This is a genomic window from Bacillota bacterium (assembly GCA_040754315.1).
Lineage (GTDB): Bacteria > Bacillota > Sulfobacillia > DUSP01 > JBFMCS01 > JBFMCS01.
In genome coordinates this window covers 70923-89655 of the sequence record JBFMCS010000051.1, presented here as the reverse complement: position 1 = coordinate 89655, position 18733 = coordinate 70923, and the positions used below count along the sequence as shown (strand labels likewise).

Here is an 18733-nt window from a genome sequence, read left to right as displayed (position 1 = left end):
CATGCCTTTTACCGGCAAGGGCCTCTCAAAGCAGCCGCACATCGTTTATGCTCAGTTCAAAGTTACACTCCAGGTAGGATGCGGCCCTCCGGCACATAAGCATCCGAGCGAGGAATATCTCGAAGTAGTCCATCACAGGGGATATGCTGGTGTCAACGGTGATCTCCAGGGTGATAGTCTTCTTCTTGCCATCTACCCTCAGGAAGGAGCGTTCCACCGCGTAGTTCACCCTGTCATGGATGTCAAAGGATGACCTGTCGCAGTTCCGCACCCGGGACCGGTGAACATCGGACTTGTCCGCCAGGATCAGCGCGGCGGCCACGTTGTTCACCGAGGCGCCCAGTTCCTCAGGGTCATGGTTGCCAATGGCCGATGCCACGCTAGCGATCTCCCCGTGTGGCATCCCCAGCCTGGAGAGGATGCCCATGGCGATGACGGCGCCGGTCTGGCCGTGCCCGTAGCGGCTCACCACGTTGCCTATATCGTGCAGGTAACCGGCGATGGCTGCCAGCTCCGCCTCCCTCTCGGGGTGTTGCAGGTGAGAAAGCACGTTCCGCGCGATGCTCGCGGCAAGGTCTGCGTGGCGCAGCCCATGCTCGGTATAGCCGATGCACCCAAGGTGGTCATTACCCCTCCTGAGGTATGTCTGGACCTCGGGGTCCTTCTTCACTGTCTCCAGGGTGACTATGCTCATCTTTCCAGTCCCTTCCCATGACTTGTCCGGTGATGGAATCTATCATTTCCTGGCGGGTGAGGTCGCTGGTATCCAGGTAGACGTCACACTGGCTCCTGGCCCCGGACAGGCGGTTCTGCTGGAGCCCCAGGCGATCCGGACCCCATGACACGGGGCGCCGCCTCCGGATGGCACTGTAAGATGCATCCAGGAACACCAGGACGTCCGGGTTCTTGACCCGCCACAGCATGGGCGCCACCGAGTGCTCCTGGGGCACCGAGTAGGCGCCCTCAAAACCCATGGCCCGCAGCGCTTCCACCAGTGTAGTCTTGCCCGAAGCGCACGGCCCTACCACCACTATCCCGAGGCCCTTCATCCCAGGCCCTCCTGGGCTCAAGTTCTAGACCCCCGCCAGGCACCAACCCGTAACCTAAAGGGGAAACGACAGGCTAAGCCGTCTCACCCTGGGACGTGAGGCCTCCGGCAAAACGCTCAAGGCCAGTACGGTCATGTCGCCCGAGGGCTTGCCTGCATCGAGGTTCACTGCCAGGGTGAGGATGGCATCGGCGATGGTCTCAGGATCCCTGGGCCCTATCTCCCGGGCAACGCTCGCCAGGTCCAGGGGCTCGGCACTGGGGGTTCGCTTGCCTGCTGAGGTGATACCGTCGGTGACCACCACAACCAGGAGTCCCTCTGCCAGCGGGACCTCAGTGACAGAGGGCTTTACCATCTTCCCCACTCCAATGGGCGGGCAGTCATCCTCCAGGAACATGTCACACTGGGGTCCGGAGACCCACACCGCAGGCCCCCCGTTCCTGGACACCACCAGGGTATGGCTCATGGCGTCAACAGAAACCATGGTAAGGGTGGAAAGCACCTTCCCATCCTTGGAAGCGTGCAGGAAGTCGTGAACCGCCCTGGCCACCGCGCCGTCCCTGGCACCGTCGGCTACCATGGCCATGGCCTTGGACACCACCATGCGGCTCACCCGCTTGGCGGGCACCCCTGAACCCTGGGCATCGGCCATAATGGCCGAGATCCCGCCCCTGGGCCTCTCTACCACCTCCAGGCTATCCCCGCTCTCCCTGTAGTCAAACTTGGGCACCTTTGCCACTCCAACCTTGACCTCCATGGAATACCCCCGTTCTCACCTTGTGGGAACTGGCATAGGTTGTTCTATGGGAGGTGGCCTCGATGACCGTGCCCTCCCAGCTGGTGGATGCCTACTTCATCGCCCTGGGCGTTGTCACCGACGGCTCGCTAGTGGGTGCCCTGGGGAGGCTCCTCACCGGCGGGATGCCCATGGCTGCCGTGTCCGACCTGACCGAAAGGCTGAAGCTCTGGGCCGTCCTTGCGGCCCTGGGCGGAACCTTCGCCACCCTCAAGACCCTGGAGACGGGCCTCCTGGGCGGTCATCTCATGACCGTCGCCCACCAGATGTCCATTCTCGCCAGCGCCTTCCTGGGGGCCCACTCTGGATACATCATCCTCACCAGCATGGTGAGGGGTGAATGAGGCGCGCGCTTGTCGCCGGCAGCAGCGTCCTGGTGTTGGGGGTGGTACTAGGTGCCTCTCTCACCCTGGCGCTGGTGGGCCACCGCCTGGAAACCCTCATGATGGAGGGGGAGTCCCTCATCTTCATAGTCCAGGACCGGGAGGCCGCCCTGGGGAGACTTCGCCAGAACCCCTCCACCCACTGGATCACTGTGCGGGAGACCAGCGTTATCCTGGAAAATGACAGCCCTGACCGCAAGGTCCTGGAGGACGGGATCAAGGGGCTCCTTGCCAGCTTCATAGGACGCCGGGTTGAAGACCTTGACCCTGTCCTGGTGTACGAGTTCTTCCACGGGCGCCTGGTAGAGGCCGGGGGCGCCATCTACACCCTTGAGGTCAGGGCAGTGTTTATCTCCCCCAGGCTCTCCTTGTATATCGCGGCCGCCGCCAGGCCCGGCATCCCCGTGGAATGACTCACCGGGCCTTAGCCCGCTTGACGGCAGCCTGGTGGGCTACCATCTCGATGGTATCATCCAGGGGCTCCAGGCAAAAAGCCGGGTCCCTCCTTCTCAAGGCGGATTCTATGAGGTAGTCTGCCAGGCGAGGGTTCTTGGGCAGGAGGGAGCCGTGAAGGTACGTGCCCACCAGGCCCCTGTAGAGAGCCCCCTCGCAACCGTCCTCACCGTTATTCCCGTAGCCCTGGACCACACGGCCCAGGGGCTTGACACTAGGGCCTAGGTAGGTCTTTCCCGAGTGGTTCTCGAAACCCACCAGGGTGCCTCCTGTGAGGTCCGACTCCACGACAACATTGCCTATCAGGCGTTTCTTGCCCGCCTGGGTCACCACATCCATAACCCCTATGCCAGGGAGGGTCTTTCCATCGTGGGTGCTGTAGGAGTGGCCCATGAGCTGGTATCCCCCGCAGATGGCAAGGCACACCACACCGGCCTCTACCGCCTCCCGGAGGCTTGACCCCTTGACCCTCTGGAAGTCCTGGCACACGCTGAGCTGCTCCCTGTCCTGGCCGCCCCCCATGAAGATGAGGTCGAACTGGGCAAAGTCCAGGTTGGTCCCCAGGGACACCCAAGTAACCTCAGGACGGATCCCGCGCCACTGGGCCCTGCGGCACAGGCATATCACGTTGCCCCTGTCACCGTACAGATTCATGAGGTCAGGATACAGGTGGCATATCTTCAGCACCCCTCGGCCTACCAAGGCTTCACCAGTCCCCTCCGCGCTAGCCTCCCCCGGAGATCAAGCATTGCTGTGTAGGTGGGGAGCACGTAGAGCACCTCCCCGGGCGGGGTCTTGCGGAGCGCGCTCTCCAGAGCGGCCATGATGTCCGTGTCCCAGCGAATCCGGGAGGGGTCTACCCCCCCATACTTCAGCCTCAATGCCATGTCCTCCGCCCTGATCCCAGAGGCCACCACGGCGCGGAGCGCGCCCTCCTCCGCCAGGACCTCAAAGTCCACGTCCCACAGCCACGACACATCCTTGCCATCGGCGGTGTTGTCATTAATGGCGATGAGCAGCGTCTTGTCCCCCTGGTCGGCCCCGATGGTCCTTAGAACCTCGTTGAAGCCGGCAGGGTTCTTCGCCAGGGCCAGGAACACCCGGCGCCCCTTTATCCGGACCTCCTCCATGCGGCCGAAGGCGGCCAGGAACGCCTCGATCCCAGCCTTAATGTTTGCTGGAAAGACTCCCAGGCGCCAGGCGGCGGTGGCGGCCGCCAGCACGTTATAGACATTGTAGAGGCCGGGGACCCGGACGAAGACCCTTTCGGAGGACCCGTCGGGGAAGCCAAGCACCACCCCTGTGCCGCGAGTGCCCGCCGGTTCGACCCTGCTCGCCTTGACCGAGAGGGCGGGCCGCTCACGGCCGCAGCTGGGGCAATGGTAGATGCCCAGGTGCGCGTAGTAGTAGCCCTGGTAGGAGTAGGGCGTGTCACACACCCTGCAGTGCCTCACGTCCACGGCGTGGGAGCCCACCCCTGAGGTCATCTCGGGCAAGTCAAGGCCGTAGTGGAGCACCCGGGCCTCGAGCCCCTGGGCAAGCCCGCTCACCATTGGGTCATCGGCGTTCAGCACTACCCAGGAGGTATCCGGCAGCATGGAAAGGCCCTGCTTGACCAGGTCCACTATGTGTTCTATCTCACCGTACCGGTCCAGCTGGTCCCGGAAGAAGTTGGTCACTATAGAGACATCAGGCCTGACCTGCCGTAGAAACAGCGGTACTGTTGCCTCGTCTACCTCCAGCACGGCCCAACCTGCCTTGAGCCTTCCCGCTGGGCTGGCGGCACCGATGAGGGCCGAGGTCACCCCGGGGATGAGGTTCGCCCCGGAGCCGTTGTGTACCACACCTTCCCCCGTCTGCCGGAGAATGCTGGCCAGCAGGCTAGCCGTGGTGGTCTTGCCGTTGGTGCCCGTCACCATCACGGAGCGCCGGGCCTGCCCAGCCAGGTGCCTCATGAGGCCAGGCTCTATCTTCAAGGCCAGCCTGCCGGGAAGGGTCGATCCCCCTCGTCCCGTTACCCTGCTGGCCAGCATGGCGATCTTCCCCGTATGCAACGCCAGGAGACCCTTCGGACCCAAGATGCTCCCCCTATCCAAGGCGATCCATCTGCGCCAGATACTCCTTCCGGATGACAAACCTGTCGTTTTCCAGGACCTCAAAGTCCCAGGGCTTCATCACCAGGGCGTCAGTCTGCAGGGCATACCAGTTGGGCATGTACCCGGCCCCGGGAACATAGAGGGCGGCAGTCTTCACCTTCCTGGCACCCTTCCTGTGCGCCTCCCTTAAAGTCATCTGGAAGGTTTCTCCCGTAGCGGACGTCTCGTCAACTATAAGGAGTGAGTGACCCTCAACCTCCGGGCTCAGGGGCACCAGAACCTGAGGCAGCGAGTGGACCACACGATCGCGATGCCTCCGTGAGAGGCTCACGGGAACGAAGTCCTTCCTGAGGAGAGAGGAGATGATGACACCGGGTATAACGCCGCCCTTGGCCACCCCCACGATGAGGTCGGGATTGAACTCCTCGTGGATGGCCTGGGCCAGGTCCTTGCAGAGCTCCATCACGTCATCCCAGGTCAGCCTCAGGATATCACCCGGGCCGAAGAGCGAGCCATCGATGACGGCCATGTGCGTACCTCCCACTGCTTTTCCTGCCCAATTCTCCGCAAAATGGGGGGAATCCTGCCCGTGAGTCACTAAGGCTCAGCATCCCTGCAATCACTCCTGGGCGACCCTTCCAGCCAATCCCTCGATACCCTCCATCTTGGGCAGGGATTTCGGTGGAAACGACACGAAGGCGGAGGCGCCCACCTTCAGTCCCTTGCGCTCAAGGCGGGAGGTCATCTTCTTCAAAGCCCCCGTAGTGGGAGCGGCACAAGTGACGAAGGGGTAGACCACACCCTTTAGTTCCAGCCCGTCGATGAAGGCGTTGACCGCAGGGGTGGGCGAGCCCGCCCAGACCGGGCACCCCAGGCATATCGCATCGTAACCCAACGGCTCCACGTCCAGGGGGCGTATGGGCACCTTTAGGCCCGCCAAGGCGAGGAAGACGTGGAAGTGATTGTACCTGCCCACGGGCTCCAGCCGTTTGAGTGTCACCTCGTGGTTCTTGGATAAGCGGTCGGCCAGGGTGTTCGCCACCTTCTCGGTGTTGCCGGACAGGGTGTGATAGACAACGAGGATCTTCACGCTCGCACCTCCTTGGGTCAATGGGCAAACGGCCCCGGCAATAGGCCTGTCCTTGGAGGGAGAGAATAATACCGGCTGAGCCCTTCTCGCCTGGGGGCATCGTCGCTTCCTCATTTCTCCAGAGGGAACATCACTCCTCCTTGCCCTTGACCCTGTACCTTATGCTTTCCTCCAAGCCCCTGTGGTCGATCTTCCCCTGCCAGAACTCCCGGATTTCCGGAAGGATTACGCTATAGAGTATAACCGCCTGGCCCCGTTGGTGTCTCAGGTCAAGGGGAGCGGGGTGAGCCGCCCTTTGGGAGGCCTTCTCCAAAAAGGCCATCACCTGGGTGGGAAGGCCCACTGAATCCCTCCAGGCCTGGCGGTCGGGAAGGTAGGCGGGAACCCCGCATACCCGGGCGGTGAGCCAGGTCATGGGGCCGCGGCTAAGGTGGAGGGCCAGCCGGGCCGCCAGGGCGGCCCGGCCAGGATCCCCCTTGTCGAAGACCGTAGCGGCGTTGTACTCCGCTGGCACCAGGGCAAGCCCGCCGGGCGGGTGGGGTACTGGAAGCATGGCCAGTTCCTCCGCAAGGTTTACCTCCCGGCACAAGCGGAGGAACCCGGAACCGGCAGGGCCGGCCACTGCGACCTCGCCCTTGAGGAAATCCGCCACGAGTCTCCTGTGCATGTTGCTGGTGTCCCGGGGAAGCACGCCTTCGCTCTTCAGCCTCTCAAGGAAGCGTGCCACCTCCAGCACGGGGCCTCCTTGCCATAGTAGTTCCCCCTTGGGACTCACCACGGAGGGCACGCCGGCGGCCGTCAAGAGGTGTTCGAAGGTCTTGGTGCCGGCGCTGTCAAGTACGAGAGCCTGGGGAGCTACCTCAGCCTTGCTTAGCAGGAAGTCCTCTGCCTCCTCCCAGGACCAGCCCTCCTCGGCGAGCAGCGAGGCATCCAGGTCCCCCAGAAACCGGGGGGTAGAAGCCCAGCCCCAAACCTCCACCCACCTGGGCCAGGCCACCAGGCTCCCTTCCACGGTGCAGGCCTCTAGGGCTGCTTGTTCGTAGAGGGAGAGCTCATGCTCGTCAATGAAGGGTTCCAGGGGCACCGCCCCCATTTCGGCCAGGGCTGGGAAGAAGGGCCCCGCGTAGATATCCGGGAGGGTATCCAGGGCCCTGGCTTCTTGGAGCGCCAGGGCCAGCTCGGTAATGCGAATTAGGCGGAACTCCACTTCAACGTTGGGGTTACTCTCCTGGAAACCCAGGACCATGTACTCCACGAAATCCGCAAACCCCAGGTGCTCACTCCAGCTCAGCGGCCACCCGGTTTCCCACACCACCAGCCGGTACTGGCCATCTTTCATGGAGTGGTAGGGATGCACCTGGACGCCCCTGTGGGCGTAGTAGAGGGACATGGGATGGTATGGGCCAGGCTTGAACAACTGGGGGTGGGACAGGCAGAAGTAGCCCAATCCCGCCAGGCCGGAGGCGATAGCGGCGGCGAACAGGAGGAGCCTCCAAAGGGTCCTCAATGGTATCCTCCCCTGTTAACGCCCAAGGCGCAGCGCTCGTTTTCTCCTATCTCTCCTGTTACCGGGAGCCCGTAGTAGGCCTGGAGCTCCTTCGCCGCCCTCTCCATGTCCTCTCCAAACCGGCCGTCCAGGAGCCCAGCATCGAAACCCGCCTGCCTCATGCATAGCTGCGCGTACTGGACGTCGTACCCTATGGAACCTTTCCTGAGGTCCCTCCGGAGCCTTGCCCTGATCTCCCTGCCTACGATGGTCACGCGAGTACCCACCTTTACCCACGGGTAGATCTCCTCCACATGCTTGTTGTGCATCCTGACACACCCACCACTGGCTATAGTGCCTATGGAAGCTGGGTTGTTGGTCCCATGGATCCCATAGGTGCCCCAGGGAATGTTCAAGCCGAGCCAGCGCGAACCGAAGGGCCCGCCGGGCTGGAAACCCTTGTTCCTCACGAGAAACTCCCCCACTGGGGTCATGCTGCCGGGCCTGCCCACCGCCACGGGATACCTGCTGTGAACCTGACCTCTGTAGTAGATGTAGAGCGTGAGACTGCTCACGTCTACCACAATCTCCACCTCCCCCGGCGGTGGGGGTGTTGGCGGTTCAGCGGCCACCTCCTCTCCTTGGGCCATGTAGTCCCAGGTGTCTGGCGTCACAACTCCATCCGGTTCAAGCCCGGTGAAGCGCTGGAACTCTTCCACAGCCCTGCTTGTTGCCAGGTCGTAGACACCCGTGGGCTGATCATGGTAGAAGCCGAGCTGGCCCAGCCTGATTTGAAGTTCTTCCACGTCAGGCCCCTGAAGAGGAGGATCGGTCAAGAGAAGATCCCTACTGGTCTCACAGGTTGGAGAAGTCAGCCAGGCCGCTGTGGAATGAGCGCTGGAGATTACTGGGGGAACGACAAGGATCAGAAGCACCAAGAACACCATCCAAGACTTTGCCACCAGAGTGTCCCTCCCGTCGTTCGAATAATATGCCGGGGGACTGGCGGACTTTCCCCATCCAGCCCGTCCTCCACCTGCCCGGAACCGTAGTCCACTCCATTATCAAGCCCGGACTGGAGAAGTACCAGGAGCGGGAAAAGGCGGAACTTCCCAAATCCCGAGAGCGTCTTCAAGGTTGGCCAGTTTGCCATGTGAGCCGCCACGAGAACGGCCAAGGGAGGTAAGAGAAGAATGAAGGCGAGGCGGCTTCTTGCCCTGCTGGTCACCGTGCTACTGCTACCGGTTCCTCTGAGTCCGGTGGCCTCGGCACAGGAACTCTCTAATCCAGATCCTGCGGAGGTGGTGATCGAGTCCCGTCTGCCACCTCAGTGACCCTCACGGTAACCTATACTAACCGGGCAGGCTAGGATTAGCGCGGGAGCCTCCGCAGGGACCCGTGTGGGCCTGCAGCTTCAGGTGAGCGACACTGCGGTATTGACGGTGAGTTCCATGGTGCAGTCGGGGGCGCTCACGGCTCCAGTTTCTCCTTGGCAATAAAGCCGTCGCCAGCCCGCCACCTCGGCACTGGGAGCACCGGGGAGGGACCGGTGATCTACGCATCAGACCGGCAGCCCTTGAACCCTGACCCGTGGTGCTGAAGACTGCGCCCAGCACGGCTAGCATCTACACATTGCGGGTCAACGGCACCAGGGGTAGCGGTCCTTCCCCCTCCGCCGGTGTTATGGTGCCGGCTGCTGTTCGCCACGGTAGCCGGCATTACCCTTGTGGACAGGAGTCCCGCCGGAGGGGAGATCTTCGAGATCTGGACCGAGCCCGGGTCCCCAGAGGCTTTGACCGCCTTCACGGTGGCGGCAACCAAGATCAAGTCGGACGGCGGGAACAACCAGCAGGCTCCACCGGGCTCCACCCTGACCCTGCCTGTTTCCGTCAGGTTTCTAGATACCCAGGTGAACCCAGTGTCCGGCCGGATGGTGTCCTTCAGATTCCTTTCCGTGCCCTCATCTGCTACAGGGCAGAGCCTTACAGCCACACAGGCCACCTCGGGGAGTGACGGCATAGCCGAGACCCAGGTGAAGCTGGACAACAAACCGGGCATGTATACCATAAGAGCTGTCTCCAGCGGGCTTTCGGGGATTATAGACTTCACTGCTACCGCCGTGACCCCGCTTCAACCGCCTAACATCCAGGAGTCGGGGTAAGCGTCGCCTCGTTCAGCAGGCTGCTCAGGTTCAGCCGGTACCCTATAAGGGGCTTATTGACTACTCCATGGAAGTGCTGTTGTTTCCAGTTACGACCACTATGCATAGGGGTCACAGTTTGCGGCCACAGCCACAACCCGAGAGGTGAACTCCTTCAAGATAAACCTGCCAACCTCAGGGAACAACGAGGCGGCATCGCCCGGCAGCAGCTCCTGGCTCGCATGGTTGTGTGGGTGTCGGACACCCACGGGGACCGGTGTCGGGGAAGAAAGTCTCCTTCGCCTTCTCCACTGTGCCCACAGGGGCCAAGAACCACACATTGAGCTCAAAGTCACGCGCAGCGGCCTCCCAGGGCCAAGCGTCCATCAGTGTGACCCTGGGTTCTGAAACGGGGATCTACAGGGTCAAGGCAACAGTGGTTCGCACCTGGAGTTCACTGCTACCGCCGTGGATGGTGCCCTGGGCGGGTTCAAGATAGTTACTCCTGCGACGGCCACTGCGGGTGTCTGCACCGCCTTCACTGTTACAGCCTTGACCAAGTCGGGGCATGTCAAGACCGATTACCATTGAAGACCCTCTGGCCATTATCGGGCGGCATGACGGCCTCGGGTGGGAAGACGCTCCAAGACCTTCGGCATCGTGTTCGGAACAACAAGCTCCAACAGGACCGTCACCCATGGCTTAGTCATCAAGACGTCATCAGGTATTTGGGTTTCCCCTACCGGGGCTAAGGACACCAATCTGACCATTGGGAGTGACTACCTATGGGCAGACGGGGTGCGGCATACCATGGACATGGTGCCATATATAAGAATTAACCGGACCTTCATGCCAGTAAGGTTCGCGTCCGAGGCCCTGGGGGCCGCGGTTGATTGGGATCCCGACAAGCGCCCGGTAATCATCACGAAGGACAGCACGAAGATAGTGCTGATAATAGGGCCAAGGACCATGAGGCTTAACAACACAAACTTGACCCTGGACGGGAACCGGTCTTAAACCCTGGTAGGACCATGATGCCAATTGGGGCGTTGGCCGAGGGATTGGGTGCCACCATGACCTGGGACAGTGTAGCGAGAGTCGCTCGCACAGTCATGCCTTAGCAGCGGTGTAGTTTCTTACTCGCTGGACCGCTGGACGGGTTTTATTGACTGTTCACGACCTTGAAGGGTATAATGGAGGCTGATACGGTCGGGGCGTAGCGCAGACGGTAGCGCGCATGGTTCGGGACCATGAGGTCGCCGGTTCAAGTCCGGCCGCTCCGACCAGTTAAGACCAGTAAGGCCCGCCAAGATGCGGTGGGTCTTCTTACATAAGCGGCGAAGTTGCCAATCTGGTTCTCTGTGTCTGGTCTGTGGCGTTCAGTCCGAAAGATTGTTTTACGAGCCATTTGCGTTGTATAAAACGGATGGGCTGAGCACGGAGTATAGTTGAGGGAAGAAAAGGTTTACCCCACGGGAGAGTGCATACGTGGGATTTTTGGTCATGGATAGGGGAGGGTTTTTGAAAATCGACCCCAGGAAAAACCAGGTGATCCTGCCCTCGTTGTCAAAGTGATGTTTGACGCACAAAACCCCTAAAAGCCTATGGGATGATTACCACATCAGGCCCGTTATAGACATCCGGAACATGTGGAAGGATGGAGAGGAAAGCCGGCTGTTGAAAGCACGCGACAGCGTTGTCTATGACTTCCGGGGCTGCGTGTACTGCTATTGCCCGGTTACGCTCAAGCGTCGTGAGATGGCCTATGGCGGTTTTGAGCAAAAGAGGCAGTGTCTCAAATATCGCTGTCCCGCGCAGCAGTACGGTATCGAGTGCAAGGGACAGGGAGCCTGCAAGACCTCAGGCGGGATACGCATACCCCTAAAGGAGAACCGCCGGGTATTCACACCGATGGCCCGCTCCAGTTACCGCTGGGCTGTATAAGAAACGTACCGCCGTAGAGAGGGTTAACAGTCGTCTTGACGTGAGTTTGGCTTCGAGCACCACTTCATACGGGGGCTCGGAAAGATGAAGGTAAGATGCGGCCTGGCCTGGCGTTATGCGTCATGCTAGCCATGGCGCTTGGCAGGGTGAAGGAAAAACAAAAGGACAAGATCAGGAGCTTGGTGGCCGCCTGAAAAACCCGCTACCCCCCAACTCCGCTGGGGCATGAGCACCCATGGTTCTGGCTGCCCCGCCTTGCCCGATGTACCACACACCTGCACCACGTGGCCTAACTACACCTTCATATTCCTCCCTAAAGCCGTCGGCAACGGCCCCTTGTGCCTCAAATTCCTAACCCTGTGCTTCACATTCCTACTCTATCGGGTACAACGCAAATGCCTCCCTGACATTTTCCCTTGACGTCGACAGGCTCGTGGATCACTTTCATGAAAAAAACAATCACCTTTGGATGAGAATCCACAGGTCACCTGAGTGATATGGATGCCCCCAGTTAACTGGTTAACCGATTCCCTATGCACAACGACAGGCATCGCTTCGCTCCAACCCGCCCGGAAACTGGGGAACAGATGGCTGATTTCGGAATGTGCATTCTACTAAATAAGACGAATGTGATCGATGTGGTTATTACGTAGGTCTTTACCTAAATAGTGGAACACATGGCCAGTCACGGTCCGCTGCAAGGCATCTAGACGGGTGCTTGTCAAGGACAGGTCACCCTGCCAGGGTCAGGAATCAAGGCTAGACTCAAGAGGCACTGGAGGGGTTGCTGTGGCCATTCGACGAAGAGTATCCTCAAAGAGAAGCGAGTTCAACCTTTTCGGGGTTCTCGATGCCTTTCCCTTCTATGTCATGCTGATCAACAAGCACCACAGGATCCTGCTGGCCAATGAGGCGGTCCGTACTCAGCTGGGGGTTGAGCTTGGCGGGATTATCGGCGCGCCCTGCAACAAGGTGGTGCATGGAGCGGATGGACCCTACCCCGGTTGCCCCCTGGAGGAGGCGGTTCGGAAGGGAACCACGGTGGAAAGTGAGGTATTTGATCTACCCTCCGGCCGTTGGATAAGCTCGGCGATCTACCCCACGAGCCTCCGTGATAGTGATGGTGAGGCCCTCTATCTCCATATGACCTATGACATTACGGAACGAAAGAATGGACAGGAAGCCCTCAGGCAAAGTCTCACTAAACTGGAGAGAATCACGGAAGGGGTTATCAAGGCTCTCACAAGAATGGTTGAGAGCAGGGACCCCTACACCGCAGGGCACCAGCAACGAGTGAGCAACCTGGCATGTGAAATAGCCAGGGAGATGAACCTCCCAGATGACCATCTCGAAGGCATTCGTGTCGCTGGGCTGGTTCACGATTTAGGCAAGATGGCTGTTCCCATAGAGATCCTCAGCAAACCAGGGCACATAAGCGTCCCCGAGATGAACGTCATAAGGCATCACGTGCAGGCAGGGTACGACATCCTGCAAGACGTCGAGTTCCCCTGGCCCGTCGCAGACATTGTCCTTCAACACCATGAGAGGTTGAACGGTTCTGGCTATCCCCACGCACGATCGGGGGGAGACATTATGATACAGGCGAGGATCCTGGGGGTCGCTGATGTTGTCGAGGCAATGTCATCGCGCCGTCCGTACCGGGAAGCGCTCGGCCTCGAAAGGGCGCTGGATGAAGTACTTCAAAACCGCGGGAGCCTCTACGATCCCGAGGTCTCGGACGCTTGTTCAAGGCTCTTTGCCAGCGGCGATCTGGACCTCTCAAGCTTCACCCAGAAGGCTCCGCCCCGTCTTATGGCGTCCCAGTCCCGGGAGATGGGCCGTGGTATGTGAATCTAGCATCGAACCTGCGAAGTTGCCTGCGGCTACTTACCAAGGTATCCACCGGGGAGTCACTATCTTCATGCCCCCCATCTCCTCCCCCAGGTACTGGCCGAAGTGCCTTAGAGCCCCGGTAATGAGGTGCGTCGTCCTAGCCATCCACGCCCCGTTAACACCGGGCGATCCTTTTTGGGCAAGTCAGCTGGGCAAGGCAGGTCGGGCTCGGGGTGAGGCGCCATCTCCAGAAAACTGTCTATCTCCCGCAGCCGGCGAAGATGCTTCCAGGACTTCAGATTGCGCCCGGCTTCCTTGAGAACATATTCTGGAGCCAGGAGTGTGCACTCTCCCTCCTCTGCCTTACGCCACAACACCTCAAGGCCAAAGGCCAGGGCTTCCGTAGGTAGCCGAGAAGAGAACGTTCGCATCCAAGAACACACGGTGCAAGTCAGCGCACTCCCGCCTTGTCATGGGGAATGGTCTCAGGATCCAGTCCAAGCTGGCGAACCTGCTCCACGACCCATTCATAATCCTCAGGGGTTACGGCGTGTGTTTAACAGGAACTTTGCTTTGCGCTCGGCAGAATACACCTCCAACGGCAATGCTATTGCAGGACGCAGCAGGAATCCCCTCGGGCTTTGCCTCAGCCCCCGCCACTTCCTCAAGACCATAGTGCCGTCGCAAGTCTGAAGGTATGACAATCGTTCCTCTCTTGCCATGCGCACCGTGCCCCCGCTCACTCGCATCCCTTGACGATAGATATCGGTTCCGTCGCCCCAGCCCTGGGGCAGGGCCGGGCGGTATCCCAGGCCCTAGGTTCCATCGCTCAGCAGCCCGACGGGCTCCACAGCGCGTTGGACTTGTCAAGAGAGGGATAGCTTTAGTGTCCACCACCCTGGAAACCCTACAGAAACAGCTGGACAGTAGTCAGGACCTGGCATCCATAGTCCGGACCATGAAGGCCATGGCCGCCACCAGCGTGCGCCAGTACGAGAAGGCTATGGAGTCCCTGGGGACTACTACGCACCGTGTAACCCAGCCTGGCTGTGGCACTGGCCTCCCGAGAGCAGCGCCTTGAGTCTTCGTCTGTGGACCCCAGGAGGCCGGTGCTATTGATTGCCTTCGGTTCGGACTACGGCTAGCCGGCCGCTTCCCCTGGATGAAGACTGGAGCCGTGTTCAGGAGGGGTTTCTGCCGAAAGAATCGTTGCTTGCGTTGGGGAGCACGTGAATGCCCGGGTGGCAGGGCGAATGGACGTAATGGTGCGTTCGGTGTTCCCAACTCCATGGCTGGCATTCTAACCGCAGTCCAAGGGTTCCTTGAGAGGATCGAAACCTGGAGGCGACAGGAGTAGGTACAGGCGTACCCCTGTTCTACCATCGCCCCACGGCAGGGGCTGCCTTCGCACCCCATGCTGAGGCCCTGTTACCCGTGGGCTTCACTGCCCCCCGGAGACAGAATCTGGATTGGCCCTCTCGTTCATCGCCCACCTTTAACATGGATGCGCCAGGTTATTCTCGGCCATGCTACACCAGTACTTCTTCGTATCGCTCCACCGTGCCTTTGTTCTCTCCCTCGCTGCCGAGAATGCCAGCTGGCTGGCAGCCATGCAGGCCGCTGAGAAGAAAATCCGGGATCGTCTCGGCGCCTACCAGCAGCAGCGGCAGACGGCCATAACGGAGAACTCCAGGGCATCGTGTCCAGTTTCAAGGCACTCCAGCGCAAACCGTGACCTAGAGGCTTGCACCACAGGGTTTAGTTGGTGAAGTCATTACGTTGTCCATGTTTACGCTTTGGATATATCAGCATTAGGAGTAGGTAAAGGGCGCGGGGGCCGCCGGAGGCCCTTGCCTGCCGAACCAGGCGCCGCACCACCTGGATCCTTCAGCGCCAAGAACATGGGAGGCTCACCGGAGTGGGCCCAATCATCTCGACCACAGGGTCAGTGGTGAGGGGGAATGACTCTCACGCCGCGGGCTGGTCCCGGACTTAATCTAGCCTGAAGCGACAAGGGGAAAATGGCGCCAGCTCAGGGCTTTCCTCGCCCGTGAGCATTCTAGCCAGCCCAGCCCCGGCCGCCGCGGACAGGGTGATACCGTCCCCCCCCATCCCCCCTGCCAGGTAGAGGCCCTCGACATCCCCCACGGAGCCGACGAAGGGAAGGGAGTCCGGGCCATAGGGCCTGAGGCCGGCGAAGGCACGGATGATGCGCACATGCCTGAGGCCTGGGGCTATCCTGGCGGCGTTCCGGCAAATCCCCTCTAGAGCCTCTAATGAGGTGCCATTGCTTCCAGCCCCCGGCTCTCTGGTGTTGCCGATTAACAGGTTACCGCAGGCGCTCTGCTCCACCCCGAAGCCTACCTCTGCAGGTACACCGTGTGGGGTGAGAGTGGAAAGAAGCCCCGGGTTGTGCTTCAGCGCTATGTAACGGGCGTCCACCATCGGCCTGCCAACAACCCCCAGGGGCTCGGAGACCAGGAGCTGTCCCCTCACGGCCCTCACCGGGAGGTGTAGCCCGCAGGACCTCAGGATATTCCCCGTGCCCAGGCCTGCGGCCACCACCACGGAGCCGCAGGGGATGAGGCCTCCTGTGGTTTCGACACCGGTAACCCGACCATGAGATGTCCTGATGGCTATGGCAGGGGAGTGAAAACGGAGTATCGCGCCGTTCCTAGAGGCTGCCCTGGCGAACAGGTAGGTCAATTGAATGGGGTCTACTGTGCCGTCCCTCAGTGACAGGGACGCGCCCACGAAGTCGCCTCCCTTCAAGATTGGTTCTTCCAGTGCCAGCTGCCGCCCCTCAATCATCTCCACTGGAACACCCTCTGCAGCAAGATCCCTCCGCCGTGTCTCCATTACCTCTCTCTCCGCCCATGTGCCCATGATAACCAGAACACCCTGCGGCCGGTAGTCCAGGCCGATATCGCTTGCCAGGGCAGCCAGGAGGCAGGCGCTTCGCGCGGCAAGGCGCAGGTGAGGCCCGGGGGCCTTGGTCTGCATGCAGATAAACCCGTCGCAGGACCCAGATGCGCCGCTAGCCAGGCCACGGGCATCCAGAACCATAACCCGCAGGCCTCGAAGGGTGGCATGGTAGGCCACGGATGCGCCCACGATGCCGGCGCCTACCACCACCACGTCGAAAGCCACGTACCCTCACCGCCTTCTAGGGGTGATGTTCAGTGAATCTCCCAGGGTTGTTTCACACACGGGCTACCCGAATCCTGCACAAGTCTCTCCGGATCCTGGATGGGCGTTGAGGACGACCTACATCTTGACCCACTTGGCGCCGCCTGGGAATTGATCCGCCCCTGGTTCGTTCAATGCGAAGAGGACCCTCTTGGGGGGATCCCTGCAGGAGCCTGCATCACTGGGAGCGAAGAACATGATGGGCCATTCCTCACCCACCGCCGGTCTAGGGGGAGCATCATGAATGTACCCGTGCTCGTGGCTCTCATGGCCTCCATCTTCCTCGTGGCGGTGGCCTCAGGCATAGCCACCCCTATCCTTCCCGTATACGCCAAGGCCCTGGGAGCCGAGGGCCTGTGGATAGGTCTCATCTTTGGCACGGAGCCAGTGTTTCGCGCTCTGTTCGGCGTGGTGTTCGGTCGGCTTGCTGATCGTCAAGGCATCAAGCGGTTCCTGCTGCTTGGCTTGAGCGGTTATGCCTTGGCTTCTTTCGGATTCGCCCGGGTGGCCACTCCCATCCACCTCTTTTCCTGGCGACTGGTCCAGGGTGGTTCTTCTTCAATGCTGCATCCCCTTGTTCAAGGGTACGTGGGGGCCCTGACCCCAAAGGGAAGGGAGGGCAGCGTTATCTCCCTTCTCTACCTCTTCTTCCTAGGGGGCTTTGCCATCGGCCCTGTCGCCGGTGGGTACCTGGCTGACCGCATGGGTTACCGGGGACCTTTTCTCCTAATGGGGGCCCTAGCCTTGGCTGCCCTTATCCTCATCCTAGTTCTGGTACCCGAGCACAAGTCAATGCGATCAGAGAATGGACCTCCTCCTTCCATGATCCAGATCCTCCAGGACCGTACCGTTCGTTCTATCATGCTGGCAATGTGTGTCATATCCTTAACCTGGGGAGCCTTCCTGGTGTGCATTCCTATCTGGTGTGCAGACCTGGGGCTGCCGGCGCTGGTTGCGGGTGTACTGATTTCCGTGTGGTCCGTAACCGAGGCCGTGCTACAACCCGTTACAGGGATGATATGTGACAGGGTGAACAGAACCGGTGTTGTGCTGGTAGGCTTGATCCTGGCACCACTGGTACTCGTCCTGGCCCCCGGCGCCAGGCAGGTCTGGCCCCTAATCTTCGTCACAGTACTCCTTGGAGTAGGCGATGCCGCTTTTCTCCCAGCGATTACTGCCATGGCGGTGGAGCGAGGGCGGGACCTGGGGATGAGTAGCGTGATGGGGGTCAAAGTTGCAGCGATGGGGGTTGGGCAGGCACTTGGGGCTGTGATGGCGGGCTTCCTCATGGACTTGGTGGGTGTGCCTGGGTCCTTCAGGATCATTGCAGTCATGGGTGTTACGGGGCTACTGGCGTTTGTGTGGCTTTCGAGGAAAGAGCCCCCACTGGGGAAACCGGCAGTGCATTAGCGCAGGTTGTCTCCTCCAGTATATGGCGGCTACTCTCGTATCCAGTGTGCGCCTATGGTCCAAACAAAGTCCTGCATTATTTCAGTTCTTCTATAGCCAACCGGAGCTGGCGCGGGTCGTCTATTTAAGCGGCCGCAGGTCTCTTAACACGTCAGCACGCCGGTCATTCAGACTCGACCAGAGCGAGGAATCTTGCCGGGGAGGCCTCGGGTCCTATTAGCTTCAAAGGCGCGCCAAAGAACATAACACGCTTACTCCCGAGGGCGCCGAGGTTTGTCAGTCCTTCCATAACGACTATGCCGCTTTCCATCAGTATCCTGTGAATCACGAAGTCTTCCGGTGAGAAGTCCTTTGTCTTTGCGCTGTACTCTTGGAAGAAGTCAAAGCCCACCGCCTTGGGCTTTCTGTCTGCCAGCCATCTGGCACCCTGCTCGCTCAGGTAAGGGGAACTGGTAAAGTAGTCTGAATTGCCCCATTTCCTTTCGCTCCAGCCGCTCCGTATCAGAAGGATGTCGCCCTCTTTCACCTTACTTTCATAATGGCGGAAGTCGTCAGACCCCACGGGTTGCATATCATGAACGTGCGACACGTCCAGCACCAGAGCCTCCCCGATTACCCGGTCAAGAGACATCTGCCCGATGGCGATCTGGTTTGCGAGGCAGTGAAGAGGCGAATCTACGTGAGAAGCGGTATGGGCGCTCAATGACAGCCAAGTGGCCTGCCAGTGCCCAGGCGCCCTGAAGACCGTCGCAAACCTGGTGTTCTCACCCTGAGAAGGCGGTGAGGCCGTAAATTCCTCCACCGGAAGGCTCAGGTCAATTATCCGATGCATCATCCCGCTTCTCCTTTCATCCACTAAAGTTTC

The 18733-nt window shown here is 60.4% G+C and carries 20 protein-coding genes, 1 tRNA gene and 2 pseudogenes; 12 read left to right on the top strand and 11 right to left on the bottom strand.

Annotated features, from left to right (window positions below; genetic code table 11):
- Nucleotides 1–25: 25 nt before the first annotated feature.
- Genes AB1576_11130 through AB1576_11120 form a run of 3 tightly spaced genes read right to left on the bottom strand, consistent with a single transcriptional unit; the run spans nt 26 to nt 1805 of the window.
- Nucleotides 26–694, bottom strand: coding sequence for an HD domain-containing protein (locus AB1576_11130; GenBank protein ID MEW6082300.1), 669 nt, complete (start codon nt 692–694; stop codon nt 26–28).
- Nucleotides 627–1049 (bottom strand): hypothetical protein, encoded by a 423-nt coding sequence (locus tag AB1576_11125; protein MEW6082299.1) that lies wholly within the window; start codon nt 1047–1049, stop codon nt 627–629. The genes AB1576_11130 and AB1576_11125 overlap by 68 nt, the downstream gene beginning before the upstream one ends.
- A gap of 54 nt (nt 1050–1103) precedes the next feature.
- Nucleotides 1104–1805, bottom strand: a complete 702-nt coding sequence (locus AB1576_11120; protein ID MEW6082298.1) for a PP2C family protein-serine/threonine phosphatase — start codon at nt 1803–1805, stop codon at nt 1104–1106.
- Between the two features lie 62 nt (nt 1806–1867).
- Here AB1576_11120 and AB1576_11115 point away from each other — a divergent pair, with 62 nt between their 5' ends.
- Both AB1576_11115 and AB1576_11110 read left to right on the top strand, forming a co-directional pair.
- Nucleotides 1868–2188: a YtrH family sporulation protein gene (locus AB1576_11115; protein MEW6082297.1), complete on the top strand. Its 321-nt coding sequence runs from the start codon at nt 1868–1870 to the stop codon at nt 2186–2188.
- Nucleotides 2185–2640 carry a hypothetical protein gene (locus AB1576_11110; protein MEW6082296.1) on the top strand — a complete coding sequence of 152 codons (456 nt, stop codon included), beginning with the start codon at nt 2185–2187 and terminating at the stop codon, nt 2638–2640. The genes AB1576_11115 and AB1576_11110 overlap by 4 nt, the downstream gene beginning before the upstream one ends.
- A 1-nt stretch (nt 2641) precedes the next feature.
- Here AB1576_11110 and AB1576_11105 read toward each other — a convergent pair whose 3' ends face one another.
- From AB1576_11105 to AB1576_11080, 6 genes are all read right to left on the bottom strand, one after another.
- Nucleotides 2642–3367 (bottom strand): glutamine amidotransferase, encoded by a 726-nt coding sequence (locus AB1576_11105; GenBank protein MEW6082295.1) that lies wholly within the window; start codon nt 3365–3367, stop codon nt 2642–2644.
- Nucleotides 3368–3375: 8 nt separating this feature from the next.
- Complete coding sequence (locus AB1576_11100) at nt 3376–4758, bottom strand: Mur ligase family protein (protein ID MEW6082294.1); 1383 nt, start codon at nt 4756–4758, stop codon at nt 3376–3378.
- 10 nt (nt 4759–4768) lie between these two features.
- On the bottom strand, nt 4769–5305 hold the full coding sequence (locus tag AB1576_11095; GenBank protein MEW6082293.1) for a phosphoribosyltransferase family protein: 537 nt from the start codon (nt 5303–5305) through the stop codon (nt 4769–4771).
- 90 nt (nt 5306–5395) lie between these two features.
- Nucleotides 5396–5866: a hypothetical protein gene (locus AB1576_11090; protein ID MEW6082292.1), complete on the bottom strand. Its 471-nt coding sequence runs from the start codon at nt 5864–5866 to the stop codon at nt 5396–5398.
- A gap of 130 nt (nt 5867–5996) precedes the next feature.
- Entirely contained in the window at nt 5997–7373 is a 1377-nt protein-coding gene (locus AB1576_11085; protein ID MEW6082291.1) for a hypothetical protein, read from the bottom strand.
- A complete protein-coding gene (locus tag AB1576_11080) occupies nt 7370–8158 on the bottom strand; it encodes a peptidoglycan-binding protein (GenBank protein MEW6082290.1) in 789 nt (262 codons plus the stop codon). Before AB1576_11080 ends, AB1576_11085 begins: the two co-directional genes overlap by 4 nt.
- 920 nt (nt 8159–9078) lie before the next feature.
- Here AB1576_11080 and AB1576_11075 point away from each other — a divergent pair.
- The 9 genes and pseudogenes from AB1576_11075 (at nt 9079) to AB1576_11035 (ending at nt 15038) form a co-directional block, all read left to right on the top strand.
- Complete coding sequence (locus tag AB1576_11075) at nt 9079–9513, top strand: Ig-like domain-containing protein (protein MEW6082289.1); 435 nt, start codon at nt 9079–9081, stop codon at nt 9511–9513.
- A 609-nt stretch (nt 9514–10122) separates the two neighbouring features.
- Nucleotides 10123–10509: a copper amine oxidase N-terminal domain-containing protein gene (locus AB1576_11070; protein MEW6082288.1), complete on the top strand. Its 387-nt coding sequence runs from the start codon at nt 10123–10125 to the stop codon at nt 10507–10509.
- A 14-nt stretch (nt 10510–10523) separates the two neighbouring features.
- Nucleotides 10524–10613 carry a hypothetical protein gene (locus tag AB1576_11065; protein ID MEW6082287.1) on the top strand — a complete coding sequence of 30 codons (90 nt, stop codon included), beginning with the start codon at nt 10524–10526 and terminating at the stop codon, nt 10611–10613.
- An 89-nt stretch (nt 10614–10702) separates the two neighbouring features.
- A tRNA-Pro gene (locus AB1576_11060) sits at nt 10703–10778 on the top strand.
- 319 nt (nt 10779–11097) lie between these two features.
- Nucleotides 11098–11630: pseudogene (locus tag AB1576_11055) on the top strand (DDE transposase).
- A 595-nt stretch (nt 11631–12225) separates the two neighbouring features.
- Nucleotides 12226–13287, top strand: a complete 1062-nt coding sequence (locus tag AB1576_11050) for an HD domain-containing phosphohydrolase (protein ID MEW6082286.1) — start codon at nt 12226–12228, stop codon at nt 13285–13287.
- A 734-nt stretch (nt 13288–14021) separates the two neighbouring features.
- Nucleotides 14022–14111, top strand: a pseudogene (locus AB1576_11045) (F0F1 ATP synthase subunit C).
- 44 nt (nt 14112–14155) lie between these two features.
- Nucleotides 14156–14350 (top strand): hypothetical protein, encoded by a 195-nt coding sequence (locus tag AB1576_11040; protein MEW6082285.1) that lies wholly within the window; start codon nt 14156–14158, stop codon nt 14348–14350.
- A gap of 445 nt (nt 14351–14795) precedes the next feature.
- Entirely contained in the window at nt 14796–15038 is a 243-nt protein-coding gene (locus AB1576_11035) for a hypothetical protein (GenBank protein ID MEW6082284.1), read from the top strand.
- A 223-nt stretch (nt 15039–15261) separates the two neighbouring features.
- On the opposite strand, the gene AB1576_11030 is transcribed toward AB1576_11035, so the two are convergent.
- A complete protein-coding gene (locus tag AB1576_11030) occupies nt 15262–16419 on the bottom strand; it encodes an FAD-binding oxidoreductase (protein MEW6082283.1) in 1158 nt (385 codons plus the stop codon).
- Between the two features lie 279 nt (nt 16420–16698).
- Here AB1576_11030 and AB1576_11025 point away from each other — a divergent pair, with 279 nt between their 5' ends.
- Nucleotides 16699–17868 (top strand): MFS transporter, encoded by a 1170-nt coding sequence (locus AB1576_11025; GenBank protein ID MEW6082282.1) that lies wholly within the window; start codon nt 16699–16701, stop codon nt 17866–17868.
- A 163-nt stretch (nt 17869–18031) separates the two neighbouring features.
- Here AB1576_11025 and AB1576_11020 read toward each other — a convergent pair whose 3' ends face one another.
- The gene (locus AB1576_11020) at nt 18032–18724 is read right to left on the bottom strand and encodes a cyclase family protein (protein MEW6082281.1); all 693 of its coding nucleotides are present in this window, start codon (nt 18722–18724) and stop codon (nt 18032–18034) included.
- Between the last annotated feature and the right edge of the window lie 9 nt (nt 18725–18733).

What these genes read in the sequence shown, in the direction of transcription:
- AB1576_11130 (MEW6082300.1), bottom strand. Translation starts at nt 694, where the DNA reads ATGAGCATAGTCACCCTGGAGACAGTGAAGAAGGACCCCGAGGTCCAG.
- AB1576_11125 (MEW6082299.1), bottom strand. Translation starts at nt 1,049, where the DNA reads ATGAAGGGCCTCGGGATAGTGGTGGTAGGGCCGTGCGCTTCGGGCAAG.
- AB1576_11120 (MEW6082298.1), bottom strand. Translation starts at nt 1,805, where the DNA reads ATGGAGGTCAAGGTTGGAGTGGCAAAGGTGCCCAAGTTTGACTACAGG.
- AB1576_11115 (MEW6082297.1), top strand. Translation starts at nt 1,868, where the DNA reads ATGACCGTGCCCTCCCAGCTGGTGGATGCCTACTTCATCGCCCTGGGC.
- AB1576_11110 (MEW6082296.1), top strand. Translation starts at nt 2,185, where the DNA reads ATGAGGCGCGCGCTTGTCGCCGGCAGCAGCGTCCTGGTGTTGGGGGTG.
- AB1576_11095 (MEW6082293.1), bottom strand. Translation starts at nt 5,305, where the DNA reads ATGGCCGTCATCGATGGCTCGCTCTTCGGCCCGGGTGATATCCTGAGG.
- AB1576_11065 (MEW6082287.1), top strand. Translation starts at nt 10,524, where the DNA reads ATGATGCCAATTGGGGCGTTGGCCGAGGGATTGGGTGCCACCATGACC.
- AB1576_11035 (MEW6082284.1), top strand. Translation starts at nt 14,796, where the DNA reads ATGCTACACCAGTACTTCTTCGTATCGCTCCACCGTGCCTTTGTTCTC.
- AB1576_11025 (MEW6082282.1), top strand. Translation starts at nt 16,699, where the DNA reads ATGAATGTACCCGTGCTCGTGGCTCTCATGGCCTCCATCTTCCTCGTG.